Origin of the sequence: Sphingomonas sp. MA1305, from assembly GCF_016107325.1 — a bacterium.
In the GTDB taxonomy this organism is placed as follows: domain Bacteria; phylum Pseudomonadota; class Alphaproteobacteria; order Sphingomonadales; family Sphingomonadaceae; genus Sphingomonas.
The window spans coordinates 722,944-737,086 of record NZ_RCVT01000001.1 but is presented as its reverse complement, the minus strand read 5'-3'; the positions used below and the strand labels follow the sequence as shown (position 1 = coordinate 737,086).

Annotated in this window: 15 protein-coding genes and 1 tRNA gene; 4 read left to right on the top strand and 12 right to left on the bottom strand. The window is 65.9% G+C overall.

What is annotated here, in order from left to right; all coding sequences use genetic code 11:
- Nucleotides 1–15: 15 nt before the first annotated feature.
- A complete protein-coding gene (locus tag D9601_RS03795) occupies nucleotides 16–1,098 on the bottom strand; it encodes a calcium:proton antiporter (protein ID WP_332837887.1) in 1,083 nt (360 codons plus the stop codon).
- Between the two features lie 292 nt (nucleotides 1,099–1,390).
- On the opposite strand from D9601_RS03795, the gene D9601_RS03790 reads away from it, so the two are divergent.
- On the top strand, nucleotides 1,391–2,248 hold the full coding sequence (locus D9601_RS03790; protein WP_198352574.1) for a manganese catalase family protein: 858 nt from the start codon (nucleotides 1,391–1,393) through the stop codon (nucleotides 2,246–2,248).
- Nucleotides 2,249–2,294: 46 nt separating this feature from the next.
- On the opposite strand, the gene D9601_RS03785 is transcribed toward D9601_RS03790, so the two are convergent.
- Entirely contained in the window at nucleotides 2,295–2,846 is a 552-nt protein-coding gene (locus D9601_RS03785) for a hypothetical protein (RefSeq protein WP_232473800.1), read from the bottom strand.
- Between the two features lie 34 nt (nucleotides 2,847–2,880).
- Between D9601_RS03785 and D9601_RS03780 the strand changes: the two genes are divergently transcribed.
- Nucleotides 2,881–3,054 (top strand): hypothetical protein, encoded by a 174-nt coding sequence (locus D9601_RS03780; RefSeq protein WP_198352573.1) that lies wholly within the window; start codon nucleotides 2,881–2,883, stop codon nucleotides 3,052–3,054.
- Nucleotides 3,055–3,180: 126 nt separating this feature from the next.
- On the opposite strand, the gene clpX is transcribed toward D9601_RS03780, so the two are convergent.
- The 5 genes from clpX to D9601_RS03755 form a co-directional block, all read right to left on the bottom strand.
- Entirely contained in the window at nucleotides 3,181–4,446 is a 1,266-nt protein-coding gene (clpX, locus tag D9601_RS03775; protein ID WP_198352572.1) for an ATP-dependent Clp protease ATP-binding subunit ClpX, read from the bottom strand.
- A gap of 133 nt (nucleotides 4,447–4,579) precedes the next feature.
- Nucleotides 4,580–5,269 carry an ATP-dependent Clp protease proteolytic subunit gene (locus tag D9601_RS03770; protein ID WP_232473799.1) on the bottom strand — a complete coding sequence of 230 codons (690 nt, stop codon included), beginning with the start codon at nucleotides 5,267–5,269 and terminating at the stop codon, nucleotides 4,580–4,582.
- A 55-nt stretch (nucleotides 5,270–5,324) separates the two neighbouring features.
- The gene (locus D9601_RS03765) at nucleotides 5,325–6,257 is read right to left on the bottom strand and encodes a glycosyltransferase family 2 protein (protein WP_198352571.1); all 933 of its coding nucleotides are present in this window, start codon (nucleotides 6,255–6,257) and stop codon (nucleotides 5,325–5,327) included.
- Between the two features lie 306 nt (nucleotides 6,258–6,563).
- Nucleotides 6,564–8,255 (bottom strand): trigger factor, encoded by a 1,692-nt coding sequence (gene tig / locus D9601_RS03760; RefSeq protein ID WP_198352570.1) that lies wholly within the window; start codon nucleotides 8,253–8,255, stop codon nucleotides 6,564–6,566.
- A 70-nt stretch (nucleotides 8,256–8,325) separates the two neighbouring features.
- Nucleotides 8,326–8,410 (bottom strand) — tRNA-Leu (locus D9601_RS03755).
- Nucleotides 8,411–8,519: 109 nt separating this feature from the next.
- On the opposite strand from D9601_RS03755, the gene D9601_RS03750 reads away from it, so the two are divergent.
- Complete coding sequence (locus D9601_RS03750; protein ID WP_198352569.1) at nucleotides 8,520–8,681, top strand: hypothetical protein; 162 nt, start codon at nucleotides 8,520–8,522, stop codon at nucleotides 8,679–8,681.
- Nucleotides 8,682–8,693: 12 nt separating this feature from the next.
- Nucleotides 8,694–8,942, top strand: coding sequence for a hypothetical protein (locus tag D9601_RS03745; RefSeq protein WP_443024691.1), 249 nt, complete (start codon nucleotides 8,694–8,696; stop codon nucleotides 8,940–8,942).
- Between the two features lie 218 nt (nucleotides 8,943–9,160).
- Here the strand turns inward: D9601_RS03745 and D9601_RS03740 are convergent, their stop codons facing one another.
- The 5 genes from D9601_RS03740 to gatB all read right to left on the bottom strand — a co-directional run bounded on the left by D9601_RS03740 (nucleotide 9,161) and on the right by gatB (nucleotide 14,142).
- On the bottom strand, nucleotides 9,161–9,799 hold the full coding sequence (locus D9601_RS03740) for a hypothetical protein (protein WP_198352567.1): 639 nt from the start codon (nucleotides 9,797–9,799) through the stop codon (nucleotides 9,161–9,163).
- The gene (locus tag D9601_RS03735) at nucleotides 9,796–11,046 is read right to left on the bottom strand and encodes a M48 family metallopeptidase (protein WP_332837886.1); all 1,251 of its coding nucleotides are present in this window, start codon (nucleotides 11,044–11,046) and stop codon (nucleotides 9,796–9,798) included. The genes D9601_RS03740 and D9601_RS03735 overlap by 4 nt, the downstream gene beginning before the upstream one ends.
- Nucleotides 11,043–11,822, bottom strand: coding sequence for a hypothetical protein (locus tag D9601_RS03730; protein WP_198352566.1), 780 nt, complete (start codon nucleotides 11,820–11,822; stop codon nucleotides 11,043–11,045). The genes D9601_RS03735 and D9601_RS03730 overlap by 4 nt, the downstream gene beginning before the upstream one ends.
- 200 nt (nucleotides 11,823–12,022) lie before the next feature.
- Nucleotides 12,023–12,646: a peptidylprolyl isomerase gene (locus D9601_RS03725; RefSeq protein ID WP_198352565.1), complete on the bottom strand. Its 624-nt coding sequence runs from the start codon at nucleotides 12,644–12,646 to the stop codon at nucleotides 12,023–12,025.
- Between the two features lie 29 nt (nucleotides 12,647–12,675).
- A complete protein-coding gene (gatB, locus tag D9601_RS03720; RefSeq protein WP_198352564.1) occupies nucleotides 12,676–14,142 on the bottom strand; it encodes an Asp-tRNA(Asn)/Glu-tRNA(Gln) amidotransferase subunit GatB in 1,467 nt (488 codons plus the stop codon).
- Nucleotide 14,143 lies beyond the last annotated feature (1 nt).

Below are 14,143 nucleotides of genomic sequence, written 5' to 3'. Positions count from 1 at the left end.
CGCAGGGAGGCCGGGTCACGGCACGACCGTGGTGAAAAGATACGCGGCAAAGATCACGAGATGAACCGCACCCTGCAACACGGTCGTGCGGCCGGTGCCGAGCGATACCGTGGCGATGAACAGAGACAGCGCGAGCAGCGTCATGCCCTTCGCGCCGATTCCCAGGGCCAGGGGCAGGCCAAGCACGAGGCTGGTCACGGCGACCGCGGGGATGGTCAGACCGATCGTCGCCAGCGCCGATCCCAAGGCGAGGTTGAGGCTGGTCTGCAACCGGTTGCGCCGGGCCGCCCGCATGGCCGCCAGACTCTCCGGCGCCAGCACCAGCGCCGCGATCACCACCCCGACGATGGCCAACGGCAGCCCGGCATCGACGATCGCCGCCTCCACTTTCGCCGACAGTCCCTTGGCGAGCAGGACCACCCCGACAAGCGCGACCAGCAGGGTAGCGAACGACAGCCACGCCACCCGATTCCCAGGCGTATTCTCATGCGCATCATCGGCAGCATCGCCCGCAGGCAGGAAATATTCGCGGTGGCGCACGGTCTGGACCAGCACGAACGTGCCGTAGAGCGCGAGGCTGACGACTGCGACGAAGATCAGCTGGGACGGCGCGTAGGTCGGTCCCGGGGCGCTGGTGACGTAATTGGGCAGGATCAGCGACAGCACGACCAGCGCCGCCAGCGTGCACAGCGCCGCGCTCGCCCCGCGCAACGAGAAACGCTGCTCGCCGTGCGCCGCCCCGCCGACGAGCAGGCAGACGCCCAAGATGCCGTTGAGGATGATCATGATTGCGGCGAACACCGTATCGCGCGCCAGACTGGCCGCATCGCCCGCGTCCGACAGCATCAGGCTGACGATCAGCGACACCTCGATTACCGTCACCGCCACCGCGAGCACGAGCGTTCCGAACGGCTCACCGACGCGATGCGCGACCACCTCGGCGTGATGGACCGCCGCGATCACCGTGCCGAACAGCACCAGCGCGGCGGCGGCCAAGCCGATCGTCCCCATCGCATAGAGGGAGACCAGCACGGCGACGATCGCCACTGCCGGGAAGACCAGCGACCACAGCGGCAAGGTCACGCCGCTGGTTCTCACGACTTGATCTTGGCGCGCCATCCGATCCCCCTCATACGTCTGTTGCGGTGTTCGGCTAATGCGCGGCCTAGGCAAAGGGTCCGCGTCGCGCGCGTTGCCTAGCCTGGATCAAGGCCGCGCCTCGACCCGTCTCGATCCCGCCACCCTCTACCGACCAAATCGCAAGAACTTCATCTAAGTTACTACGATTACTCCATTTTATTGCGGCGTCACAACAAACCCTCGACGTCCCCGCGGGTTGTTGATGCAGTCGGCGCAAGGTCGACGCCGTCCGTCAGCAGGAGACGCAAGCATGTATTACCACGACAAACGGCTGCAATATCCCGTCCGCTGCGAGTCCCCCGACCCGCAATTCGCCCGTCTGCTGCAACAGGCGATCGGCGGCGTGGAGGGCGAGATACGCGTCTGCATGCAGTATTTCTTCCAAGCCTGGGGCAATCGCGCACCAAGCACCAAATACCGCGACATGCTGCTTAACACCGCGACCGAAGAGATCGGCCATATCGAGATGCTCGCCACCGCGGTCGCGCTCAACCTCGACAAGGCGCCCGCCTCGCTACAGCAGGAAGGCGCCGCCGACGGCATCGTCGGCGCGGTGATGGGCGGTGAACGGCCCCGTCATGCGATCGAGGGCATCATTCACAAGAACCTGCTGTCGAGCGGCCTTGCCGCGATGCCGATGGATTCGGACGGCGTGCCCTTCGACATGAGCCACATCTACGCCAGCGGCAACATCGCCGCCGACATGTATTGCAACGTCGCCGCAGAGAGCACCGGCCGCGTCCTGGCGGTACGGCTGTTCAACGCCGCGCATGATCAGGGCATGAAGGACATGCTCCACTATATGATCGCGCGCGACACCATGCACCAGAACCAGTGGCTTGCTGTCATTGAGGAGCTCGGCGGCGCGGCTGCCGGCCCGATTCCCAATTCCTTCCCGCAGAGCGACGAGGACAATGGCAACAACTACAATTTCTATGTGACCAGCCTCGACGGCAGCACGCCGGAGGGTCGCTGGACCAGCGGCCCCTCGGTCGACGGCAAGGGCGAGTTCACCACCTTCCGCAACGAACCGCTCGGCGAGGAACCGATCCTCGGCCCCGCCCGGCCAGACAGCGGCGCCCAGTCCGAACAGATCGGCAAGGCCTGACGATCCGCCTTCGCCACCCCGGCCCCCGCCGGGGTGGCGAGGCAGGTCACCGCCCCAGTACGATCGCCGTGGCAGGTCCCGCGTTCTGCAGGATGTGCACCAGCATTACGATCCCGGCCGCCCGCCAGAAGCCGCGTGGCCGCCACGTCATGTACAGCGTCGAGAAGATCAGGAACGGCCACCAGATCACCGCACCCCATAGCGGCGCCATCAGGCTGTGCAGCACACCCCATGTTGCCGCGCTGGCAAGCACGGCCTGCCAGGGTTTCAGCAACCGCCGCAGGACTTCGAGACCGCCGGCCATCAGCAGCGTTTCGGTGATCGGACTGAACAGCGCGATCATGCCCCACAAGACGGCGGGCGGTGCCTCCCCCAGTTCGGGCCCCGCCCCACCGGGCGCGATACGGGTGAGGACAAAGCCGATCACGACACTGACGCTCAGTGCCAGCAGCCAAGCGACGAGGATCGCCAGCCATGGCCTGCGGTCACGGAACAATGCGGCCGGAAGAAGGGCGAGTGGTCCGCGCCCGGCCTGCCATGCAGGGCTGAGCGGCGCCTCGCCTTCGATCGTCGCGTCGATCATCGCATGCTCCATCATGTGCCCGTCATGGCGCGGCAGGCGTTAATGCGCGATGACGCCCGATCTTTCCCGCCCCGCCACGGTGTCGATCGCCTGGCACCGCAAACGGGGCCTCCATGCCGAGGCCGCGATCACGCCCGCCGCGCTGCTCGCCATCGGTGGATTGGTGGCGAGCATCCTGCTCTCCACCGCCGTGCTCGTTGAAGTGGCGGCCCGCGGTCGATAGCCTGGCGTCGGCCACGCGTGACGTCTCACCGGCGGACGACAGCCATTTTCACGCCGAAAATCTTCCGAAAACGAAAAGGGCGCCGCTCGCGCGACGCCCTCAACGATCCCGAGCAAGACGATCAAATCAGGCCGCCGCCCCATCCTTCTTCTTCTCGGCATAGACGCGGATCGGTTCCTTGCGGCCTTCGACCACGTCCTTGTCGATCATCACTTCGTCGACACCCTCCATGCCGGGCAGGTCGAACATCGTGTCGAGCAATATGCCCTCCAGGATCGACCGCAAGCCGCGCGCGCCGGTCTTGCGCTCGATCGCCTTCTTGGCGACCGTGGTCAGCGCGTCGTCGGTGAAGTCGAGCTCGACCTGCTCCATCTCGAACAGCTTCTGATACTGTTTGACCAAGGCGTTCTTCGGCTCGGACAGGATCTTGACCAGCGCCGGGATGTCGAGGTCCTCCAGCGTCGCGATCACCGGCAGACGGCCGACGAATTCCGGAATCAGGCCGAACTTAAGGAGATCTTCCGGCTCGGTCTGGCGCAGATACTCGCCCGTCCGCTTCTCTTCCGGCGCGGCGACATAGGCGCCGAAGCCGATCGACTTGCCCTGCAGACGGTCGCCGATGATCTTCTCGAGACCCGAGAACGCACCACCGCAGATGAACAGGATATTGGTCGTGTCGACCTGCAGGAACTCCTGCTGCGGATGCTTGCGGCCGCCCTGCGGCGGCACGCTGGCGGTGGTGCCTTCCATCAGCTTGAGCAACGCCTGCTGCACGCCCTCGCCCGACACGTCGCGGGTGATCGAGGGGTTCTCGGCCTTGCGGCTGATCTTGTCGATCTCGTCGATGTAGACGATGCCGCGCTGCGCACGCTCGACGTTATAGTCGGACGCCTGGAGCAACTTGAGGATGATGTTCTCGACGTCCTCGCCGACATAGCCGGCCTCGGTCAGCGTCGTCGCGTCCGCCATGGTGAACGGCACGTCGAGGATGCGCGCCAGCGTCTGGGCGAGCAACGTCTTGCCGCAGCCGGTCGGGCCGACGAGCAGGATGTTGCTCTTCGCCAACTCGACATCAGCGCCCTTGGCGCCGTGATTCAGGCGCTTGTAGTGATTGTGCACCGCCACCGACAGCACGCGCTTCGCCTGCTTCTGGCCGATGACGTAATCGTCCAGCACGTCGCAGATTTCCTGCGGCGTCGGCACGCCGCCGTCCTTCTTGGCGACCAGCGCGGACTTGGTTTCCTCGCGGATGATATCGTTGCACAGTTCGACGCACTCATCGCAGATGAACACGGTCGGCCCGGCGATCAGCTTGCGGACCTCGTGCTGCGACTTGCCGCAGAACGAGCAATAGAGGGTGCTCTTGGAGTCGCCACCGCTCAATTTCGTCATTCACACTTCCTTGTCGCGGAGGTCATCTCCGCTGGTGAGGCCGGGCATGGTAACCCGGCCGGTACGCAAACCACAACGCCCAAACGTCCCTAACGGTCTCGGGCCGGCGCATGCCCGCCCCGGCCAGACCGGATCAGGCGGCCTGCTGAACCTCTTCGCTCGGCGTCGGACGCTTATCGAACACCTCGTCGACCAGGCCGAATTCCTTCGCCTCATGCGCCTCGAGGAACGTGTCGCGATCCATGCGCCGCTCGATCTCCTCGAGCGGCTGGCCGGTGTACTGGGCGTACAGATCGTTCATCCGCTTGCGGATACGCAGGATTTCCTTGGCCTGAATCTCGATGTCCGAGGCCATGCCCTGTGCGCCGCCCGACGGCTGGTGGATCATGATCCGGGCGTTGGTCAGCGCGATGCGCATCCCCGGCTCACCCGAGGCCAGCAGGAAGCTGCCCATCGAAGCGGCCTGGCCGATGCAGACCGTGCCGACGCGCGGCCGGATGTACTGCATGGTGTCGTGGATCGCCATGCCCGCCGTGACGACACCGCCCGGCGAGTTGATGTACATGAAGATGTCCTTCTTCGGGTTCTCGGACTCGAGGAAGAGCAGCTGCGCGGTGATCAGGCTGGCCATGCCGTCCTCGACACCGCCGGTCACGAAGATGATCCGCTCGCGGAGCAGGCGGCTGAAGATGTCGAACGAACGCTCGCCGCGGTTCGACTGTTCGATGACGATCGGCACGAGCCCAGCCTGGGTCTGCTGCAAGCCAAGGCCTGCGCGCCCCAGATGGTTCGCGAAATCACCGGTCTCGAACGGATTGTGCATGGAAATCTCTCTTATGCCCTTGAGGCCGCCAACATCGGCGCTTGCCCCGGACAGTTCAAGCCCCGTTGCCGGGCGCGGGCAGCGCCAGATAGGCGAGACGTCGCACCTCGCGCCGGCCGCGCACCACGGTGTCGAGGATCAGCCCGGCGAACCAGCATAGCGCGGCGACGATCATCAGTCCGGTGATCAGGATCGCGGTCGGGAAGCGCGGCACAAGGTGCGTCTGCATGTAGGTGATCGCCAGCGGCACGCCGAGCGCGAGCGCCAGCAGCGCCAGCACCGCGGCGATCGCGCCGAAGAACAGCAACGGTCGCTCAATGCGGTACAGCGTCACGATCGTGCGCAGGATGCGCCAGCCGTCGGAATAGGTGCTGAGCTTCGACGCCGAGCCTTCGGGCCGCGCGAAATACGGGGTCTCGACCTCCGCCACGGGCATTTTGAGTTCAAGGGCGTGGACGCTGATCTCCGTCTCGATCTCGAAGCCGGCGGAGAGCGACGGAAAGCTCTTCACGAAGCGCCGCGAGAAGACGCGATAGCCCGACAGGATGTCGGTGAAACTGCGCCCGAACAGGCGCGCCAGCATGCCGGTGAGCAGCGCATTGCCGAAGCGGTGGCCGCGGCGGTAGCTTTCCTGCATCTGACTGATCCGGCTGCCGACGATCATGTCGGCCTGTTCCTCGATCAGCCGCGCGACCAGCGCGGGCGCGGAAGCCGCATCATAGGTAGCGTCGCCATCCGCCATGACATAGACGTCGGCGTCGACGTCGGCGAACATCCGCCGCACGACATTGCCCTTGCCCTGGATGCGCTCGCGGCGGACGACGGCGCCGGCTCTGCGCGCAACTTCGACAGTGCGGTCGCGCGAGTTGTTGTCGTAGACGTAGACGGTGGCCCCGGGCAGTGCGGCGCGGAAGCCAGCCACCGTCTGCGCGATCGCGGCTTCCTCGTTATAGCAGGGCAGCAGCACTGCGATCCGTGGCTGCGTCACTTCACTGCCCCCTATTGTCGCCTGGGGGCGCAACGCCCCGCCGCGACCTTAAACGTCATTCCCGCGCAGGCGGGAAGCCAGAAACGCTAACGCCCGATGCCATCGTGAGACCTGCGCGTCTGGATCCCCGCCTTTGCGGGATGACGTGCGGGTTTAACGATGGCCCCAGACACCCGTCATCACGGCGGGCGCCGGGCCCCCTGGATGTAGACCGACCGTGATGCTCCGACCGCATGACGCGCGTCCGTGGATCCCGGCTTCTGCCCGGCTGACGAATGGGGAGAGCCCGTGCCCTCCCCGTTTTACTCAGCCCTCGGCCTTCGGCGCGGCGGCCTTCTTCGCGCGCGGCTTCTTGGCCGGCGCCGCGTCGGCGGCCTCGGTGCCCTCCGCGGCTTCGGCCGCGACCGGCGATGCCTCGGTCACCTGCGTCTCCGCCTCGACCGGAGCAGCGGCCTTCTTGGCGCGCGGCTTCTTGGCCGGAGCGGCTTCCGCCTCGGCCTCGCCAGCCGGAGCCTCCACCGCGCCGGCGTCCTCGCCCTTGGCGGCCGGCTTCTTGGCAGCCGCCTTCTTCGCGGGCTTGGCCTCACCCTCGGCAGCGTCCGCCTTCTTCGCCGACTTGCGCGGCTTGGGATTGTCGTGGTCGTGGGTGTGCGTGCCGGTCGCGAAACCGTCCTCGCTCTCGATCGCCGCCTCCAGCTCCTCGCGGGTCGCCTCGCGGTCGGTGATCTCGGCCTTATCGAACAGGAAGTCGACGACCTTGTCCTCATACAGCGGTGCGCGCAGCTGGGCGGCCGCCATCGGCTCCTGCTGGACGTACTGGATGAATCGCTGACGATCTTCCGGGCCGTACTGCTGCGCAGCCTGGGCGATCAGGCGGTTCATCTCCTGATTGCTGATCTCGACGCCGTTCGCCTGGCCAATCTCCGACAGCAGCAGGCCGAGGCGCACCCGACGCTCGGCGATCTTACGATAATCGTCGCGCTCGGCTTCCATCTCGGCCAGCGCCGCCTGCGGGTCTTCCTCGTGGCTCGCCTCATGCTCGAGCTGGTGCCAGATCTGCTGGAACTCGGCCTCGACCATCGACGGCGGGACCTCGAAATCGTGGCCCTCCGCCAGCTGGTCGAGCAGCTTGCGCTTCATGTGCGTGCGGGTGAGACCGTTATGCTCCTGCTCGATCTGCCCCTTGATCAGGCCGCGCAGCTGCTCGAGGCTTTCCAGACCCAGGTTCTTGGCCAGGTCCTCGTCGATCGCGCTCTCGCCCGCGGTCTTCACCGACTTGACGGTGATGTCGAACGTCGCCGGCTGGCCGGCCAGGTTGGCGGTGCCGTAATCCTCGGGGAAGGTGACGTGGAGCATCTTTTCCTCACCGGCCTTCACGCCGACGAGCTGATCCTCGAACCCCGGGATCAGGCGGCCCGAACCAAGCTCGACGCCCATGTCGGTGCCGGTGCCGCCGTCGAACGCAACGCCGTCACTGGTCTTGCCGACGAAATCGACGGTGACCAGGTCGCCCATCTCGGCCGCCTTGTCGCCGGCATCGTCCCAGCGCTTCGACTGGTCGGCGAACTTCTGCAGCTGCTCGTCCACCAACTCCTCACCGACCGGCACGGTCAAACGCTCGAGCTTCAGCGCGTCGATCGCCGGCGCCGGGACGCTCGGCAGCACTTCCAGCTCCACCTTGACCTCGGCATCCTTGCCCGGGGCATAATCCTCGTTCAGCTCGACCGAAGGCTGCATCGCGGGACGCAGGTTCTTGTCGGCAATCAGCTGCTGCACGCCTTGCTGGATCGCGCTGTTCAGCGCGTCGGCGGCGAGCGCCTCGCCGTGCATCTTGCGCACGAGATTTGCCGGGACCTTGCCGGGGCGGAAGCCGGGCATCCGCACCTGCGGCGCGACGCGCTTTACTTCGGCGTCGACCTTGGCATCGATGTCCTTGGCGGTGATGGTCAGCGTGTAGGCGCGCTTCAGCCCCTCGTTCAACGTCTCGACAGTCTGCATCTTGGGCCTTCGATCTGGAGAAAATGCGTGAATTCTTTGAGGCTTCCGGTCCCGCCACTGGCGGCGGGACTGGTGCGGGCGAAGGGACTCGAACCCCCACATCTTGCGATACTGGAACCTAAATCCAGCGCGTCTACCAGTTCCGCCACGCCCGCATAAGGACCCGCCGTTGGGCGCGCGTCTATATCAGCATGGCGCAAAGGCGCAAGCGCGAGGCAACTTCGCGCGTTCACGCGGCGTTGAATGCGGGAAGGAGAGCATATCATGGCCACGCAGCCGCCGCCCGAAGTCCCCGCCCAACCCAGCCAGCCGGTGCAACCCGACAGCCCGCCGCCGGAGATCACGCCGCCCGGGCCTGACATCGATCAGCCCTCGCCAGGCATGCCCGCCGGCGACCCCGGCACGCAAAATCCGGCAGAAATCTGACACGAGGCTATGATGAGCGCCAACGATCCCCATCCCGACAGCCTGCCCGGCGACGCACCCGACGACAATCCGGACAGCCCGCCCGATGCCGGCCGCGAGGACCCGCGCAGCGACATCCAACAGGTCGTGGAGGCGCGTAGCGACGCCGTCGCCCGCGGCGAAGGCGGCGAGGAGCCGTCGCGCTTCACCGACACCGGTGCCTTTGACGGCAACAGCGGAACTGGTGGCGAGGTGAAGAATCAGGACCTGACCCAGCAATGATATCAGAAGGGGGAGGCATAGGATGCCTCCCCCTTCTGATATCCCGCCTCGCCTGGGTGCGGCGGCTCAATCCCTCGCGAGGGCCGGGATCGTCCGCAGACGTGGACGGCCTAGCTGATGTCCACCGCAATCCGGTCCGTCCTTACAAGCAGTGACTTCCGGGTCTTTGCGATCGCCGTCTTCCTTTACCGAGCCGGGCCGGTCCAATCTGCGCCGATCTATGATGCGTGCACTTTAGCCTCAGCCCCCTTCTCCCCCGTGCCCAGCCGGCAGGAGTTGATCAACGCGCGCACATCACCGATCGATCGATCGAAGAAATATAATCGCGGCGCGTCGAACGTGATCATGTAGAGGTGCCGGTCGATGATCGTGGCGATCGCCTCGCCTCGCCTCGGCAGTTCGTCCACGTCGAGATAGGCATAGGAAAATTGCACGGCATCATGGCCGAGAAGCCGTGCCGGCGATGATGCGGTGACCGAGAAGCTACCGATCTGCTTGTAGGTTCGATAGGTCCCCTCCAGCAGCTCCGGGACATCGGCGAGCAGCATATCGGCGCGGAACAAGGGAAGCGGGTCGCGTCGCCGATTGCGGGCGCGCACGATCGGCTGGCCGGCGGGCACATTGGCGTAGAAGCTGACGTCGTTCAGTTGCGATCCGTCCAGCGTCCAGGTTTCTGCATACCGACCGGGCCGGCCGCTGAGGCGGTTCCAATCGCGCGTCGGCGTAACCGACATTGCCGAGTCGGCCACCTGCACCGTCTTGCCGGCCTCGCGGAGGCTATGCGCCGCCAGGACCGGCGCCCCCGACAACGCAAGCGCGACCGCGAGGGTCGCCTGCCACCACCGCGCGAAGCTCATGCCGTTTCCCCTACCGAGGCCAATACGCTCGCGATCATCCCGGCATCCGGCGCATCGGGGCTCATCTGAACGTACCGACGCAATGCAGCAGCCCCTTCGGTCTTGCGGCCGGTCTTGATCAGCGACAGCCCCAGGCCCCGTTGCGCTTCCGCCAGCGAAGGATCGAGCTTCGCGGCATTGGTGTAGAAATCCACCGCGTTCATCAGATCGCGCGGCTGTCCCCGCAACCGATAAAGGTCTCCCCGCGCCCGCCAGAGCGGCGCCGTCCACCCCGCCTCGGCAAGGTGATTGATGATGAAGTCGCTCGCACCGAAATCATTGAGCTTGATCTGATCGTCGAGGAATTGCGGCAGCCACGGCTTCAGTGCGGCGGCATAACCCGCATCGTCCTCGCGGCGCCGGTCTCCATCCGGCTCGGCCAGCGCGTACAGGTAATTGACCCGCTGCCCTTCGGCGGGGTGCGAGGCGAAAAAGGCGCTGCGGGTAAAGTCCGGCTTGCGAAGGCCGCGATAGGCCGCCGACGCCTCCTGCTCCAGGATCAACGTCCGCCAGAGGCGGGACGCCGCTGTCGCCTTCAGAAGGCTGGCATTCAGATAACCGAGACCGATGAGGTCCGCCTCGCGTTCCTGGTCGCGACTGAATTTCGCCAGGCTACCGAGCACCGACAATTTGAGGTCGCCCAAGCTGCGCCCGGTCTGCCGGCTGCCCATCGAGGCGAGCACCACCGCCCAGCTTAGCACGTCGCTGCCCCGCCGATTCGCCTTGAAGGCATTGAGCGAATGGCGCTTTTCAAAATGGCCAAACTCATGCCCGAGCACCGCCGCGAGTTCGGCATCGGATCGGACACGCAGCAACAGCCCGGAATAGACCTGCATCGTCCCGTTCGGCGCCATGCTGGCATTGAACAGCGGCACCCGCATCACGTAGAGGCGCACCGCCTTGCACCGGTCTGCGCCGACCGCCGAACACAGCACGCCACGCACATAGGCGGTCAGCGCCTCGTCACGGATGACGAGCGTCGACTGCGCGAGCCTCGCCTCGTCTTCGTCCGCCTCGTGCCACAGGCCGATCTCGTCAGCGCCCTGCGGCTGGTAGGCACCGGCATAGGGTGGCGGCGGCGGCGCGCGCCGGGTCACCGGTCTGGCGACATCCTCCCCTTGCCCGGCCCATGCTGGCATGACGCCCGCGACGGCCGCCGTTGCTGCCAGCGCGAATGTCGCAATCATCAAGGTCACCGCCTTGCTCACGGCCGCGTCTCCGTTTCGGCAGCCGGCGCTTTACCTGTCGCCGGCGCAGCATGGGCGACACTGCCAGGAAAATCCTCGAGCAGTTGTGCCACGCGCTTGCGTGCGCCGTCGGGATCGCGAACGTCGCCCCCCATGGCGGCATCGGCATTGAGCCACAGCAGGTCACCGGTGCGCAGGTCGACGAGCCCGGCATAGCCTGCGTGTTCGCCCGATTTGACCGCGACGCCGGGTCCGAGCAGCGCCACGACCTGCAGGATCTTGCGACCGGTCGAGCCATAGGCGTCGCGGTCGAAGATGAATAACGCATAGTCCGCGTCTTTGGCACCCGGCAGGTCGCGCACCCCGTCGCCCAGCGACCAGTCGAACACGCCCACCTTGTTATCGCGTTTCTTGGTCGGCAAACGATTGCCGACGAAAAATTGATAGTCGATCACCGCGCGGGACACCGCGGCGAACAGCCGGGCGTATTCGTCGGCCCGTCGGGCATCCTCGCCAAAGCTTTCCGGCGCTGGCACCACCCTGTTGCCGAGCAATTCCTGACGCTCCGCCAGCGCCGCGACGATGTTACGCCGCGCCGTCTCGGTCCAATCGCCGTTCGGTTCGAACAGGCCGCCCATCGACTGGGCGCCGACGCTGACCACCGGCCGCATCAGCAGAATCGTCTTGCCGCTGTTGGGCGGGAGATCGAAACCTTGCCGGGTTGCCGCCCGCTCCTGCGCCATGCACGGCGCAGTGCAGATTAGCATCGCCACACAAGCGGCGAGACCATAGCGCATCGCAGACGCCCCCGTCCAAGAATACGCTACTGAATTACGAGACGAGCAAGTCCCCGATCAAGGTTGGCAGTGCACAAAATGACCGAAATGAAATCACCAGGCCAGCTTCGCGCCGGCAAGTCTTGGCAGCGACAAGGCTTTATTACGCTCCAGCGCAGCAGACCCCAAATCTTATCACCAGCTAACCGATTGATGAGAGGTCATGACGTCGCGGGGAGAAGGCGGGCGGAGATGACCTTGACCGCCTGCGCCGGCACCTCGCCCTTGAACGAGCCGTTGACGGTGGCGGTCGGCGACACCGGCGCGTCGAGGATCTTCACGATCACATCCATCCCTTCGACGACATGGCCGAAGGCGGCATAGCCCAGATTATCCCCAGGCTTGCTCGGATCGGCATCGAGCGACGGGCTCTGATCGCCGACGCTGATCGTGAAGTCGCCCCGCGCCTTGCCCGGCGCGAAGCGGGCGACGGAAATGGTCCCCTCGGTATGATGCAGGCCGGTCTGCGTCGTCGGCTCGTGCTTGATCGGCGGTAGCGTCCGCTTGGGGTCGCCATTGGTGCCGAACTGCACGAAGCCGAACCGGTCGGCCACCTTCACGGTGCGGTAGAAGACGACGCCGTCGAGCTGCTTGCCCGCGACATACTTCAGGAAATTGCCGGCGGTGACCGGCGCATGCCGTCTGTCCACCTCGATCACGATCCGCCCGGCACTGGTGTCGAGCGCCACCCGCGGCAGCGGCGCGGTCGCCTCCTGCGCCTGAACCGCAGTCGGCGCCGCAGACAACACGGCCAGCGCGAAGAGGAGCCGAGCCTTGACCGTCATCACCGCGTCTCCCGTCCTGCGGCCTCGGTTCAGCCGGCCAGCGCCTTCTTGAGCAAATCATTGACAACTGCCGGATTGGCCTTGCCGCCCATCGCCTTCATCGTCTGGCCGACGAAGAAGCCGAACAGCGCCTCCTTGCCGCCGCGATACTGTTCGAGCTGGTTGGGGTTCTTCGCCAGCACCTCGGCGATCACCGCCTCGATCGCGCCGGTGTCGCTGGTCTGCTTGAGACCACGATCCTCGACGATCTTGGCTGGGGCATCGCCGGCTTCGAGCATCACCTCGAACACCTGCTTGGCGAGACTGCCCGACAGCGTGCCGTCCGCGACCAGCGCGAGCAATTCGGCCGCCTGCGCCGGCGCCACGGGTGAGTCCGCAATGTCGCGGCCCGTGCGATTGAGCGCCCCGAAGAGTTCCGACGTCGTCCAGTTCGCCGCCGCGACCGGCGCCGCACCGGCATCGAGCAGCGCGTCGAACCAGCGCGCCGCCTCGACCTCCGCGGTCAGCACGCCCGCCTGATAGGGCGAGATGCCCGCCGCCTCGTAGCGATGCCGCTTGGCGTCAGGCAGTTCCGGCAGCGACGCCCGGCACTCCTCGATGAACGCCTCGTTCAGCTCCAGCGGCAGCAAATCGGGATCGGGGAAGTAGCGATAGTCGTGCGCGTCTTCCTTGGACCGCATCGACCGCGTCTGGCCCGTGTCCGGATTGAACAGCCGCGTCTCCTGGACGATCGCGCCGCCGTCCTCCAGCACCGCAACCTGCCGCTTCGCCTCATGCTCGATCGCCTGCATAACGAAGCGGACGGAGTTGACGTTCTTGGTCTCGGTCCGCGTGCCGAACGGCTCGCCCGGCTTGCGCACGGACACGTTGACGTCGGCGCGCATCGACCCCTGGTCCATATTGCCATCGCACGAGCCGACATAACGCAGGATCGAGCGAAGCTTGTTCAGATAGGCCCCGGCTTCCGCGGGCGAGCGCATGTCCGGCCGGCTGACGATCTCCATCAGCGCGACGCCCGAGCGGTTGAGGTCGACGTAGGAGCGCGTCGGATGCTGGTCGTGCATCAGCTTGCCCGCATCCTGCTCGACGTGGATGCGCTCGATGCCGATCCGCTTGACCGCTTCCGGGTTCTTTTCGTCGGGGCTGACGTCGAGATGCCCCTCACCGACCAGCGGATGATAGAGCTGGCTGATCTGATAGCCCTGCGGCAGATCGGCGTAGAAGTAATTCTTGCGGTCGAAGCGCGACCAGCGATTGATCTGCGCATCGATCGCGATGCCGGTGCGCACCGCCTGGCGGATGCATTCGCGGTTCGGCACCGGCAGCATCCCCGGCATCGCCGCGTCGACCAGACTGACCTGGGTGTTCGGCTCGGCCCCAAACGCGGTCGCCGCGCCCGAGAACAATTTGGCGTTGCTCGTCACCTGCGCATGGACTTCCAGGCCGATCACGACCTCCCATTCGCCGGTGGCGCCCCGGATACGATAGTCGCTCATC